Raw genomic sequence first — 12,655 nt, forward strand, 5'->3', positions numbered from 1 at the left:
ACTACGAAGCAGCGCTCACGCAGTCTTTAGGATTCACCTGCACGTAGTGTTTGTAACAAAATACCGACGCAAAGTCTCAACCCAAGCAATGCTGGAAGTAATGAGGTCTGTTTTAGAAAGAGTTTTGGCCGCTAACCGGAGTGTGCTGAGCCAGACCATGTTCACCTGCTCATCGACCTGCAGCCTGATAACAACATATCTAACCTCGTTTCTTTTCTCAAGTCAGCATCAAGTCGCATACTAAGGCAACAGTTTGGAGAGCTAAGGCGTACTGGGGAAAAGCAAAGCTCTGGCACGATTCTAAATCCTGTGGTGGTGCACCCCTAGAAACAGTGAAACAGTACATCCAGAGTCAAGAGGGTTAGACAACCAGGTTAACCAGCTTCTTCGGCACCACGACGACCTTCTTCGGAGTCACCCCTTGCAGATACCTTTGGGCCGCCTCCGACTGCAAAGCCAGCCGCTCCTGTTCCTGGGGCGTGACATCGGCAGGGGCTTCAAAGGAGCCGCGCAGCTTGCCGTTGACCTGCACCACAATGGTTACCGTGTCGGCCACTAGCGCCGCCGGGTCGTAGCTGGGCCATGACTGGCGATGCACCGAGTCTGTACCGCCCACTGCCTGCCAAAGCTCCTCAGCTATGTGGGGGGCAAAGGGAGCCAAGAGCAGGATCAGGGTGCGGATCCCTTCTGCATAGACTGGCGAGTCTGGGATCCCCGCCTCGGCCAGGGCGTTGCTCAGCTTCATCAGCTCGGCAATGGCGGTGTTGAACTGGTACTCTTCCAGGTCCTCACTGACTTCTTTGATGGCCGTGTGGATGGCGCGGCGCAGATCCCTTTCCGCTTTGGTTAGGGATCCCGCCTCAACCTTGGCCTGCAGCAGCTCGGCGGCTTTGCCTTGCAAGGACTCCGTCCCGCTAGCGCGAACGACAAAGTCGTACACTTGCCGCCAGACGCGGTTGAGAAAGCGAAACTGCCCTTCCACATCGGCATCGTCCCATTCCAGGTCCTTTTCCGGCGGCGCCTTGAAGAGGATAAACATGCGGGCTGTGTCGGCTCCGTAGTGGGCCAGCACCTCCTCTGGATCCACGCCGTTGCCCTTGGATTTGGACATGGTGGCGTAGATAACTTCCAGAGGCTCGCCGGTCTCTGGATCCCGCGGGTCGTTGGGATCCTTGACCAGAGCCGCTGGGATCCAGCGATCCTTGCCGGACTTGTTGGGGTTGTAGTAGGTGCGCCCCTGCACCATTCCCTGCGTCAGGAGGCGGGAGAAGGGCTCGTCAAAATTCAACAGCCCCAGATCCCGTAGCACCTTGGTGAAAAAGCGGGAGTAAAGCAGGTGCAAAATGGCGTGCTCGATGCCGCCCACGTATTGATCCACCGGTAGCCAGGCGTTGACCAAATCCTTGCGGAAGATCTCGCGCTCGTTGCGGGGATCACTAAAGCGCAGGAAATACCAGGAGGAGCAGATGAAGGTGTCCATGGTGTCGGTCTCGCGGCGGGCCTCGGCGCCGCAGGTGGGGCATTTTACCTTCACCCAGTCCTCCCGCTGGGCCAAGGGAGACCCCCCTCGCCCCGTCAGCTCCACATCCTCCGGCAACAGCACCGGCAGATCCTCCTCTGGGACCGGCACAATGCCACAGTGGGGGCAGTGGATCACGGGGATGGGGCAACCCCAGTAGCGCTGACGTGAGATGAGCCAGTCGCGCAGGCGGTAGTTCACCTGCCGTTCCCCCAAGCCCTGACTCTCTAACCAGGCGATGGCTCTTTCTACGCTCTGCCCTGGGCCTTTGCCCACCGGGATCCCGTTCAAGGGGCCGGAGTTCATCAACACCCCCTCCCCTGTCCAGGCCGTCTGCAGATCTTCGGTACTTTCCACCTCACCCTGGGGCGGTTGCACCACCAGCTTGATGGGTAGGCCAAACTTGCGGGCAAACTCAAAGTCCCGCTGGTCGTGGGCAGGCACGGCCATGATGGCCCCCGTACCATAGCCCATCAACACGTAGTCGGCAATCCAGATGGGAATCCGCTCTTGGTTAACGGGGTTGATGGCGTAGGATCCTGTCCAGACGCCCGTTTTTTCCCGATCTTCGGCACTGCGCTCCATCTCGCTGCGGGCAGCAGCCTCGGCCTGGTAGGCCTTGACGGCAGCCTGTTGCTCAGGGGTGGTGAGCTTCTCCACCAAAGGATGCTCCGGCGCCAGCACCATGAAGGTGGCTCCCCAGAGGGTGTCAGGCCGGGTGGTAAACACCGGCAGCTCCTCCCCTGTTTCGGTTTTGAAGACAACCCTAGCCCCCACCGACTGGCCAATCCAGTTCTCCTGCATGGTGCGCACCCGCTCTGGCCAGCCGGAGAGCTGTTCCAAGTCGGCCAGCAGTTGGTCGGCGTAGGCCGTGATCTTGAGAAACCACTGCTTGAGGAGGCGCTTTTCCACCAGAGCCCCCGATCTCCAGGAGCGCCCCTCGGCGTCCACTTGCTCGTTGGCCAAGACGGTCTGATCCACGGGATCCCAGTTCACCGGTGCTTCCTTCTGGTAGGCCAGGCCCGCTTTGAAAAACTGCAGAAACAGCCACTGCGTCCACTTGTAGTAGTCGGGGGCGCAGGTGGTGATCTCCCGCTCCCAGTCGTAGGAAAGCCCCAGCCGCTGCAGTTGATCCCGCATCTGGGCGATGTTCTGGTAGGTCCACTTGGCCGGCGGGATCCCGCGGTCAATGGCCGCGTTCTCTGCCGGCAAGCCAAAGGCATCCCACCCCATGGGGTGCAGCACCGCATACCCCTGCATGCGCTTGTGGCGGGCAATGACATCCGTTATGGTGTAATTGCGCACATGCCCCATGTGCAGGCTGCCACTGGGGTAGGGAAACATCGACAGGGCGTAGAACTTGCGGCTTTCCGCCGTCAGCTCTGGGGTGCGATCCAACCCGATTTCACGCCAGTGGGCCTGCCACTTGCTTTCGATGGCCAGAGGATTGTAGCGCGCGTCCACAGTCTAGGGCTCCTGGGGAGAACAGCTCTCGGCTTCAGGTGGGCTAAGATACCAGCATTTTGGCATGTTTTGCGAATCCCCAGCGCCGACGGGATCCCTCCTAAGCGGCAGCACCGGAGACCAGTGAACCCAAAGGGATCCCCTCAGTAGGTTTCCTCGTGCCACCTGTTGGCCTTCTTCAGCTCCTTCTGGAACTTGCTCCAGTCTTGACCGGCTTGCTCGGCAAGGGGGGCCATGACGCTGTTGATGCCGTCCTCCATTCCCTTGAGGCCACAGATGTACGTGTAGGTGTTGGGCTGCTGCAGCATCTCCCATAGTTCGGGGCCGTACTCGGCCATGCGGTTTTGCACGTACATCTTTTTGCCGTCGGGGGTTTGCTGTTCGCGGCTGATGGCGTAATCGACGCGGAAGCGATCCCCATACTGGGCTTTCCAAGCTTCTAGATCCCCGTGGTAGAGCAGGGTGGACGTGGTGGGCACCCCAAAAAACAGCCAGATCTTGCCCTGGTAGTTGGGATCCTCTTCAAACAGGTGCTTGATGAAGGCGCGAAAAGGGGCGATGCCAGTGCCGGTGGCAATCAAAATCAGGTTGGCGTTCTCATCTTCCGGCAGCAAAAAGGTTTTCCCTGAGGGCCCGGTGATCATCACCTCATCGCCGGGTTTGAGATCGGTGAGGAAGCCGGAGCAGACCCCTACCCCCGGCTGGCCCGTCTCCTTATCCACGTATTCGGCCCGTTTCACACTCAGAGAAACGGTGCGCCCCTCGCCGTCGTCGCCATAGCGAGTGGAGGCAATGGAGTAGAGGCGGGGCTTGTGGGGCTTGCCCTTGTCATCTACGCCAGGAGGAATAATACCAACGCTTTGGCCCTCCAGGTAGCGGTAGTTGGGATCCGGTAGGCTGAGCACAATGTGCTTGGTCAGGCCAGGTGCCCCTTCCCCCACAAGGGAGTAGGTCTCTACACACTGGCCGATCAGGGGCGCGTTGGGACGGTACAGATTGACAACAACTTCTCGCTTTTCTGCGCTGGCAACCATAACGGCGAACTGCTCCTGGCAATGGGAGAAAACTCTCTAGCAAACACCTTAGCAGCCCCCCTGCCCGAACGGAACTTGCCGGAGGAGAATACCCCAGGCCGATCCTGAGAAAGCCAGGCCGGGAAACTTCTCTTCTCCTCAGTCGTCGCCGGGAGACAGACAATCTTTGTTAAATTGTTCCTTGACGGTGCCCGCCTCTCTGGCCTCAAGCTCGGTTGTGGGGGAGCGTCTTGTGGTAATATGCAAGACCATAAAGAACAGTAACTTTTTTAGAGGCTTCCTCTCAGTTTTGCCCTGCCCATCCCCAAGGAGTTCCCATGGCAAGCAGTCCTGAACGTATTGTAATGATCGGTGTTGCCGGAGATTCTGGCTGTGGCAAGTCCACGTTCTTGCGGCGGTTGGGGGACTTGTTTGGCCGGGATCTCATTACCACCATTTGTCTGGACGACTACCACTCCTTGGATCGCTACCAGCGCAAAGAGAAGGGCATCACGGCGCTGGATCCCCGCGCCAACAACTTCGACCTCATGTACGAGCAGGCTAAGGCGCTCAAAAATGGCCAGAGCGTGATGAAGCCCATCTACAACCACGAGACGGGGCTCATTGACCCACCGGAGCGGGTGGATCCCAGCCCCATCATCGTCTTGGAGGGCCTTCACCCCATGTACGACGAGCGGGTGCGGGAGCTGCTGGACTTCAAGGTCTATCTGGATCTGGCGCCGGAGATCAAGATTGCCTGGAAGGTGAAGCGGGATATGGCGGAGCGGGGCCACACCTATGAAGATGTGTTGCGCTCCATCGAGGCCCGCCGCCCCGATTTTGAAGCCTACGTCGATGTGCAGAAGCGCTATGCCGATGTGGTCATCGAGGTGCTGCCCACCAAGCTGCTGCCAGAGGTGGATCCGGAGCACAAAGTGCTGCGGGTGCGCATGATCCAGCGGGAGGGGGTGAAGTATTTTGACCATGTCTATCTCTTCGACGAAGGCTCCACCATTGACTGGATCCCTTGTGGCAAAAAGCTGACCTGCTCCTACCCAGGCATCCGCCTGCACTACGGCCCCTCCACCTACTTCGATCAGCCAGTTTCGGTGTTGGAAATTGACGGCACCTTCGACAAGCTGGAGGAGGTCATCTACATCGAGAACCACCTAAGCAATCTGTCGACCCGCTACTACGGCGAGCTGACGGAATTGCTGCGCAAGCACCCGGAATATCCCGGATCCCGCAATGGCTCTGGACTCATCCAGGTCATCGTGGGCCTGAAGCTGCGGGCCCTCTACGAGAAAATCCAGGCGGAAGCCAAAGAGCTGGCGGTTGCTTCCTAGAGTTTGGCCTCTGGGTGAAGGGGATCCCTCTGCTCGGCTAGGGCAGTTGGGCAAGCAGCAACAGAGGGCGATCCATGCAAGGGTTCCAGTTGGAAATCTGGCCGGAGGGGACAGCCTTTTTCCGACGGGCGGTCGAGATCTGGCAAGAGCAGGCCGCGGCGGCTATCCGTCAACGGGGTCGCTTTACGGTGGCTCTGGCAGGGGGAAACACGCCACGGAAGTTGTATGCTGCTTTAACCCAGACGCCAGGGATCCCTTGGCAGGAAACCTGGCTGTTCTGGGGAGACGAGCGCTACGTTCCCCCGGATCACCCTGAGAGCAATTACGGCATGGTACGGCGGATCCTGCTGGAGACGGTCGGGGTTCCCGCCTCTCAGGTCTTTCCCATGCCCACCCAAGCAGGGGATCCCTTGCGAGATGCGGCGGAGTACGAGGCGACCCTGCAGCAGATTTTCGGCACCGAATGTCCTGCCTTCGACCTGATCTGGCTGGGAGTGGGAGAAGACGGCCACACGGCCTCCTTGTTTCCCGGTACAGCCGCCCTGCAGGTGCAACACCGCTGGGTAACCGTGGGGCAGAAGGGAGAGGAGCCGCGCCTAACTCTCACCTATCCTGTTCTCAACCAGGCCAGGCAGGTGGTGGTTTTGGTAACAGGGGCCAGCAAGGCTGCAATTGTTAAGGAAGCCCTGACAACAGAGGCCCACCTGCCCTGCCAGCGCCTCAATCCCCAAGGGCGGCTGCTGTGGCTGCTGGATGCGGCGGCGGCAGCTGAACTGCCCTTGCCCGCCGTGGCGTTGCTTGGCTAGGCTGCCCAGGTCAAGGTTGCCGGCTAAGGATGGCCATTTGACCCAGATCACCGCTGCCTCCCCCTTGTTTCGCATTTCATTGGGGCAGTTGGGTTAGAGCGCTGCCCCATGTCCATCCGCCTCATTGTCGAATCGGTTCTCCAGAGCACCTACCTCAGCCGCCAGCAAGAATCCCAAATCTGCCACCTCCTCCAGGAGCGGCTCTACGACGAATTGGATCTGGAGGCAATTGACCGACTAATCCTCGCTTTGCTGAAAGGGCAAGTCCAGCTCGAGTGAGAGGAAAGCTGCGCCACCTCGCCAAATCCTCAGGCCAAGGCTTAGCCCAGCCTCCTGTAGCAGTTTGGTCGCTTGAGCAGCGAGTTCCAGCAGGAGAGCCTTCCAGAGGGCACCCTCAGATGTCTTGGCCCTAGGCGACGCCCCGGCCAACCGCCGACCTGCAGCTAGCTCTCTACAAGGAGAAGAGCTTGCCCATTGACGCTCCCACTGATCAAAGTCGGGGGATCCTAGAAACCTTCGTGCCGCTGACCCGACACCCAGGCCACAAGCAAGCCCCCAAGCATTGTCAATGCGCCCCTACACACTTGCCCGAGGCAAAGACCTACCTACTTTTTTGACTGCCGTTTGATTTTTTCGCCAATTTCGGCTAACTGTAGCACAAACGAGCGACTGAGACTTGAGACACAACCTGTTGACCGTCCTGGGGCAAGCCTGTGCAAGTTCAAATTCACCATCTCATCGAATATCGCTACAGCCGTCCAGTGCAACTGGAGCCCCACACTGTGCGGTTGCGGCCCCGTTGCAACGGGATCCAAACCCTCTTGGCCTTTGAGCTGCGGGTGGATCCGCCGCCGGCAGGCCAATCGGAGCTGGTGGATCTGGATGGCAACGCGGCAGTTCAGCTCTGGTTTGGGGATCCCACCGAACATCTGCGCATCCAAACCCAGTCCACCGTGGTCACCCTGCGGCGCAACCCCTTTGACTATCTACTCTTCGATTGGGCCACCCACCTTCCCATCAACTATCCCAGCACGCTGGCGGCCCAACTGCAGCCCTATCTGGCAACCCCGGCAGATGCCGGCATCCAAAGCCTGGCCTGGGAGCTCTGGGATCAGGTGCAGGGGGAGACGACGGCCTTTTTGCCGGCGCTCAACCAACGCATCTACTCCGAGTGCCGCCACATCTTGCGGGAGAAGGGGGATCCTTGGCCCGCCGGCTTGACGTGGCAGCGCAAAACCGGCTCCTGCCGTGACCTGACGCTGGTGTTTATGGAGGGCTGTCGGGCAGTAGGTCTGGCGGCACGATTTGTCAGCGGCTACCAGGTCAGCCCGCCGTTGCAAGAGAACCCCGAACTCCAGGGCACAGCCAGCAAAGAGCCAGCAGAGCGCCACCTGCACGCCTGGGCAGAGGTGTATCTGCCGGGGGCTGGTTGGCGGGGGTTCGATCCCACCCAAGGGCTGGCCGTGGCCGATGGCCATGTGGCTTTGGCGGCCAGTGCCTACCCCCGAGGTGCCGCTCCTATCTACGGCCATTGGCTGGGCAGGGGTGTTCACAGCCACATGAGCTACACTATCCAAATCCAGGCAGGATCTTCTCCTCAAGCCCAGCTCAACTGAGCTCCATCCTGCGTGGGATCCCTTGATAGATCTGCTGTTGCATCTCCTACTTTAGATATCTTGCTTTAGCTTGTAGTGAAGTCCCTTTTCCAAACCATGGAAGAGCTCAACACCCTGATCCAGGATTTACAAGCTGCCTTTGGCGACAGCAGCACGCCGGTGCTCTCGTTATACGCCGACATCAACCCTGCCCGTCCCGAAAATGCCCGCCTTGCCTGGGTAGGACGCATCAAGAACGCTATCAAAGAGCTGCCGGAGTTCCGTGAGGGCAAGCGGGATCCTTCTCTCTACGAGCAAATCCTTGCCCTGCTGGAACAGGAGCGCCCTTCCGCCCGCACCTTAGTTCTTTTTGCCAGCCGCAACGCTGATGGCAAGCTAGTGCTGCGTCGAATTGACCTGCAGGTGGAGCTGCCCGTAGTGGATCTGGCCCACGGGCAGGTAGAAGCCCGCTGGGGTGAGCCGTACTTGACCCCTTTGATTTTCGCCTTCGATGAATATGAGCGGGCCGGGGTGTTGCACCTGTCCGGAGCCAGGTGGCACTTCTACGAGCTCTTTCTGGGAGAACTGCGGGAGGATACCGAAATCTTTGCCAACATCGGCGCCGACGAGTGGCAGGAACTCCGGGATCTGGCCGGCCGCATCGAAAATGCCGTTGCCGAGCGTCGGGCCCGCAGCGGCGGCACCTTCGACAAACTCTCCCCCAAGGAGCGGGAGGCGGCCAAGGTCAGCCTCTGGATGCACAAGCTCTACCAGCGCCTGGCCCAGGCCCTCGACAAAGCGGTGGATCGGCTGGGCATTGAGCGGCTGGTGCTCATGGGGGAAGCCTGGCAGGTATCTCACTTTGAGGGCTACCTCAACCGCGGCTTGCGCAACCGCGTCGTCGCCCGGGTGGGGCACCCCGCCAACCTCCACGCACCGACGCCGCAAGACATCCTCGACCGAGTGGTGCCCGTCCTGGAGGCCGCCGAGCGCCGAGGGGAACTGGCCTTGTTGGAGCGGATTCGGGAGCAGCCCGGCGCTTGGGGCTTGGACGCGGTGCTGGACGCCCTCCAACTGGGTCGAGTGGAAATTCTGGTCTTGCCCTGGAGGCTAGAGGCCACCATCTGGCGCTGTCCAGACGGCTCGGTGGGAGGAACCCCAGAGATGGCCCAGCTCCTCTGCCCAGAGCCCCAACCGGTGGCGCTGCGGGATCAGGTCTGGGTGCTGGCCCGCGATTTCGGCGCTAAGCTGGAGTTTGTCCGTGGCGAGGCCGAAGTTCGCCTCCTCGAGGAGTTCCAGGGAGCGGCAGCGCTGCTGCGCTGGTAAACTCGGCCGCCCAAACCGGGTTGAGCAGCTCTCTGGCTGGATCCCAAAGCCGCAGTGTAGGCTAACATAGCCTAGCCCACCTCTGAAAAGTTTTCTGAGGGATCCCGTTGACCCAGTCTATTGATCTTCCCACCAGCGTTGATACGTTTTTGCAGGAGCTGGCTGCGATTCAGCAAGTTGGGCCAAAGCGGATAGCCATCCTGGGCAGTCGCCATGTGCCCATCACCCACCAGTACCTCATCGAGACCCTCAGCTACGCTTTGGCCCTCACTGGCAACCGCATTCTCACTTCCGGGGCCATTGGCACCAACCTGGCTGTGATTCGCGGGGCGATGCGGGCGGATATGAAATCCTTGACGGTGATCTTGCCGCAAAGTTTGGAGCGACAGCCGGCAGAGTCGCGGGCCAGCCTGGAGCAGGTGCTGCATCTGGTGGAGCACCCCGAAAATGACCATCTTCCCCTGGCGGAGGCTAGCCGCCTGTGCAACCTAGAGATCATCAGCAAGTGCCAGCAGTTGCTCTGTTTTGCCTTTCACGACAGCGTCACGCTTTTGGAGGCCTGCAGGCACGCCGAGGAGCAACACAAGTTGGTTACACTCTTCTATTTCGACTGACTGGACTGCAGCTCACTGCTCTCAACCTTTTGCTCCGGGGGTAGCAGCAGTGTAGAAAGCCCCGATAGCTCAATATAGACTGCAGCGCACTCCCGACGTTTGGCGAATGGAATAGGATAAGGCTTTGTCTTGAGGCAAATCGTTGGGCAGCCATGATGGGATCCCCGGCATGGAACCCGGAAATTTCTGCAGTCTCACCTACCTCATCCTCTAACCCGCGGGGATCCGAAAGGGGTGTCTATTTTCGATTCGATGCCCAAGGGATCCATCTGCATTTGCCCGCCACCCTGGCTTGGGAAGAAGTCTGGGACGATTTGGTGTGGCAATTGCGCAGCCGCAAACCCTACTGGGCAGGAGTGGCCCCCCTGACCCTGTGGTGCCAAGAGCGAGAGCTGGACTTGCCCACCCTACAAACTCTGGCCGTCTTGTTGTCGCAGCATCGGCTGTCCTTGTGGCGCGTCCAAACCGGATCCCGAGGGACGGCGATCGCGGCGGCGACCCTAGGCTATTCGGTGGAACAATCTTCCCCCTTAGAGGTGATTTCCCCTGTCCCCCCGGATACCACCCCCCTCTACCTGCGATCCACAGTGCGGTCGGGAATGTCCGTGCGCCACCGTGGCTCGGTCTTTCTGCTGGGGGATCTCAACCCCGGCGGCGAGATCATTGCCGGCGGTGACATCTGGGTCTGGGGACGTCTGCGCGGCCTAGTGCATGCCGGTGCAGAGGGGGATAGAGGCGCTGTGATCTTAGCTTTGCACTTAGAGCCCACTCAGTTGCGCATTGCCGATCAGGTGGCCCGCCCGCCGGAAGGAGGATCCCCTCCCAACACCCCGGAGGTGGTTTACTTGCAGGAGGGTGTCATCTGCATTGCCAGCCTTCAGGATTTTCTGCGGAGAGGAGTATGAGCCGAGTTATCGTCGTAACCTCTGGGAAGGGGGGAGTGGGGAAAACCACTCTAACGGCCAACCTGGGCACTGCCTTGGCGCGCTTGGGTCGCTCGGTGGTGGTGGTGGATGCCGACTTTGGCCTGCGTAACCTGGATCTGCTGCTGGGGTTGGAAAATCGGGTGGTGTACACGGCTCTAGAGGTAATTGCGGGGGAATGTCGCCTTGAACAAGCGTTGGTGAAGGACAAACGCACCCCCAATCTCTCACTGTTGCCGGCAACCCAAACCCGCAACAAAACGGCGGTCAACCCGGATCAGATGCGGCAGTTGATGGAGAAGCTCGCCAGCAGCCATGACTACGTGTTGATCGACTGCCCGGCGGGGATTGAACAAGGGTTTCGCAATGCCGTTGCCGGAGCGACGGAAGCGCTGTTGGTCACCACACCGGAAGTGTCGGCGGTGCGGGACGCGGATCGGGTGGTGGGCTTGTTGGAGGCAGCAGGGATCTCCTCGACCCAGCTTGTTGTCAACCGCCTGCGCTCGGATATGGTGGCTGCCGGCCAGATGATGTCGGTGGAAGATGTGGTGGAGGTGCTGGCCATCCCCTTGGTGGGTATCATTCCAGAAGACCGGGAGGTGATCGTCTCCACCAACAAAGGGGAACCTCTAGTCCTCTCGGCCAACCCGACTCTGGCCGCTCAGGCCATCCAGCGCATTGCTCGACGACTAGAAGGAGAAACGGTGGAATTTCCCAAGTTGGCTAGCTTGGGCGAGTCTTTCTGGGAAAAGGCCAAGCGGTTTTTAAACCAAAAGGTGTTTTAGATGGCTCCTTTGCCTGACTTGGATTGGTATAGCCGCCTTCCCCCCTCCACATTCGCGTTCACAACTAAGTCAAGCCACCCCTGAAGCTCATGCTCCTCGATTTTTTGGATCAGCTTTTTTCCCGCCACTCTGGCAGCAGCCGCGAGCAAGCCAAGCAGCGCCTGAAACTGATCTTGGCCCACGACCGCGCCGACCTCACCCCGGCAGCCTTGGAAGCGATGCGCCTGGAGATCTTAGAGGTGGTATCTCGCTATGTGGAGCTGGATGCGGAGGGGATGCAGTTTCACTTGGCGGCAGAAGGGGGGACGACGGCTCTGATCGCCAACCTCCCCATTCGTCGCGTTAAGCCCCTGGCGGAGGCCGGCCTTTATTCCTGTGAAGGGGAGAACCCACAACAGGATCCCGGAGCTGCCCCATCCGAGGGAGGCCATTTGAGCTCGCCTTCCCTCTGAGCTACCCTAGACTCAGGAAGCAGTAATTCAAGGTGTTGCATAGAGTGTTACACTCGCCTGGGCTGCGTCCGTTCGCCAAGATGCTCTCTCTTGACTCCCACCTATGTCTGTCCCGGCCCGGAGTGCCTTGCAGTTGTTTACAGCCTGTTCATGTCAACTGTCTGTGACCCCAATGCTGACCAAGACAAAGCCGCCGGGACGGAGTTCGCGCTAAGGGAGGTTGAGCCTCGGCATGGAAAACTCCTTTGAGCTGACGATCCTGTTTACGCTGGCCTTGGTGGCCGGGATCGCGGCTCAAGTCCTAGCCAATTTTGTCAAAGTGCCCAGCATTGTTTTCCTGCTCCTGTTTGGGGTGCTGCTGGGCCCGGATGGCCTGAGCTGGGTTCACCCCCAGGTTATGGGATCCGGTCTGGAGGCGCTGGTGTCGCTGGCAGTGGCCCTGATCCTATTTGAGGGGGGGCTGAACCTGCGGCTGCAACGCCTCAACCAAGTCTCCGATAGCTTGCGCAATTTGGTGTTGCTGGGATCCCTGCTGACCTTGGGAGGAGGGGCACTGGCGGCCCACTATTTGGGGGAGTTTCCCTGGCCCCTGGCCTTTTTGTTCGGATCCCTGGTGGTGGTGACGGGGCCGACGGTGATTAACCCTATCCTGAAGCGGGTACGGGTCGATTCCGCCGTCAGCACTCTGCTGGAAGGGGAAGGGGTGCTCATCGATCCGCTGGGGGCCATCTTGGCGGTGGTGGTGCTGCAGGTGGTGCTTTCTGGCCACCCCAGCTTCCTCATGGCCTTGGAGCTGTCTCTTATAGACGTCT

Annotated in this window: 12 protein-coding genes and 1 pseudogene; 11 read left to right on the forward strand and 2 right to left on the reverse strand. The window is 59.8% G+C overall.

Features of this window, described 5'->3' with window-relative positions:
• The first annotated feature begins 46 nt into the window (after window positions 1–46).
• Window positions 47–327, forward strand: a pseudogene (locus tag NW845_RS10375) (IS200/IS605 family transposase).
• 34 nt (window positions 328–361) lie between these two features.
• On the opposite strand, the gene leuS reads toward NW845_RS10375, so the two are convergent.
• Together leuS and NW845_RS10385 are read right to left on the reverse strand one after the other, a co-directional pair.
• The gene (gene leuS / locus NW845_RS10380; RefSeq protein WP_414378429.1) at window positions 362–2,983 is read right to left on the reverse strand and encodes a leucine--tRNA ligase; all 2,622 of its coding nucleotides are present in this window, start codon (window positions 2,981–2,983) and stop codon (window positions 362–364) included.
• 143 nt (window positions 2,984–3,126) lie between these two features.
• Window positions 3,127–4,017, reverse strand: a complete 891-nt coding sequence (locus NW845_RS10385) for a ferredoxin--NADP(+) reductase (RefSeq protein ID WP_414378431.1) — start codon at window positions 4,015–4,017, stop codon at window positions 3,127–3,129.
• A gap of 317 nt (window positions 4,018–4,334) precedes the next feature.
• Between NW845_RS10385 and NW845_RS10390 the strand changes: the two genes are divergently transcribed.
• The 10 genes from NW845_RS10390 to NW845_RS10435 form a co-directional block, all read left to right on the forward strand.
• Window positions 4,335–5,342, forward strand: a complete 1,008-nt coding sequence (locus tag NW845_RS10390; protein WP_414365639.1) for a phosphoribulokinase — start codon at window positions 4,335–4,337, stop codon at window positions 5,340–5,342.
• A 74-nt stretch (window positions 5,343–5,416) separates the two neighbouring features.
• Window positions 5,417–6,148, forward strand: a complete 732-nt coding sequence (gene pgl / locus NW845_RS10395) for a 6-phosphogluconolactonase (protein WP_414378432.1) — start codon at window positions 5,417–5,419, stop codon at window positions 6,146–6,148.
• A 108-nt stretch (window positions 6,149–6,256) separates the two neighbouring features.
• A complete protein-coding gene (locus NW845_RS10400) occupies window positions 6,257–6,427 on the forward strand; it encodes a hypothetical protein (protein ID WP_414378434.1) in 171 nt (56 codons plus the stop codon).
• A gap of 434 nt (window positions 6,428–6,861) precedes the next feature.
• Window positions 6,862–7,764 carry a transglutaminase family protein gene (locus NW845_RS10405; protein WP_414365636.1) on the forward strand — a complete coding sequence of 301 codons (903 nt, stop codon included), beginning with the start codon at window positions 6,862–6,864 and terminating at the stop codon, window positions 7,762–7,764.
• A 96-nt stretch (window positions 7,765–7,860) separates the two neighbouring features.
• Complete coding sequence (locus NW845_RS10410) at window positions 7,861–9,069, forward strand: VLRF1 family aeRF1-type release factor (protein ID WP_414378436.1); 1,209 nt, start codon at window positions 7,861–7,863, stop codon at window positions 9,067–9,069.
• Window positions 9,070–9,176: 107 nt separating this feature from the next.
• Window positions 9,177–9,683, forward strand: a complete 507-nt coding sequence (locus NW845_RS10415) for a DNA recombination-mediator protein A (RefSeq protein ID WP_414378438.1) — start codon at window positions 9,177–9,179, stop codon at window positions 9,681–9,683.
• Between the two features lie 155 nt (window positions 9,684–9,838).
• Complete coding sequence (minC, locus tag NW845_RS10420) at window positions 9,839–10,588, forward strand: septum site-determining protein MinC (RefSeq protein ID WP_414370620.1); 750 nt, start codon at window positions 9,839–9,841, stop codon at window positions 10,586–10,588.
• Window positions 10,585–11,391, forward strand: coding sequence for a septum site-determining protein MinD (gene minD, locus NW845_RS10425; RefSeq protein WP_414365632.1), 807 nt, complete (start codon window positions 10,585–10,587; stop codon window positions 11,389–11,391). The genes minC and minD overlap by 4 nt, the downstream gene beginning before the upstream one ends.
• Before the next feature lie 89 nt (window positions 11,392–11,480).
• Complete coding sequence (minE, locus tag NW845_RS10430; protein ID WP_414370618.1) at window positions 11,481–11,843, forward strand: cell division topological specificity factor MinE; 363 nt, start codon at window positions 11,481–11,483, stop codon at window positions 11,841–11,843.
• 232 nt (window positions 11,844–12,075) lie between these two features.
• A partial coding sequence (locus tag NW845_RS10435; RefSeq protein WP_414378440.1) for a cation:proton antiporter occupies window positions 12,076–12,655 on the forward strand: 580 nt, incomplete at its 3' end.

The sequence above is a fragment of the Synechococcus sp. H60.2 genome (genome assembly GCF_047462315.1).
GTDB lineage: Bacteria > Cyanobacteriota > Cyanobacteriia > Thermostichales > Thermostichaceae > Thermostichus.

What these genes read in the sequence shown, in the direction of transcription:
- pgl (WP_414378432.1), top strand. Translation starts at nt 5,417, where the DNA reads ATGCAAGGGTTCCAGTTGGAAATCTGGCCGGAGGGGACAGCCTTTTTC.
- minE (WP_414370618.1), top strand. Translation starts at nt 11,481, where the DNA reads ATGCTCCTCGATTTTTTGGATCAGCTTTTTTCCCGCCACTCTGGCAGC.
- NW845_RS10410 (WP_414378436.1), top strand. Translation starts at nt 7,861, where the DNA reads ATGGAAGAGCTCAACACCCTGATCCAGGATTTACAAGCTGCCTTTGGC.
- NW845_RS10385 (WP_414378431.1), bottom strand. Translation starts at nt 4,017, where the DNA reads ATGGTTGCCAGCGCAGAAAAGCGAGAAGTTGTTGTCAATCTGTACCGT.
- NW845_RS10400 (WP_414378434.1), top strand. Translation starts at nt 6,257, where the DNA reads ATGTCCATCCGCCTCATTGTCGAATCGGTTCTCCAGAGCACCTACCTC.
- minC (WP_414370620.1), top strand. Translation starts at nt 9,839, where the DNA reads ATGGGATCCCCGGCATGGAACCCGGAAATTTCTGCAGTCTCACCTACC.
- NW845_RS10390 (WP_414365639.1), top strand. Translation starts at nt 4,335, where the DNA reads ATGGCAAGCAGTCCTGAACGTATTGTAATGATCGGTGTTGCCGGAGAT.
- minD (WP_414365632.1), top strand. Translation starts at nt 10,585, where the DNA reads ATGAGCCGAGTTATCGTCGTAACCTCTGGGAAGGGGGGAGTGGGGAAA.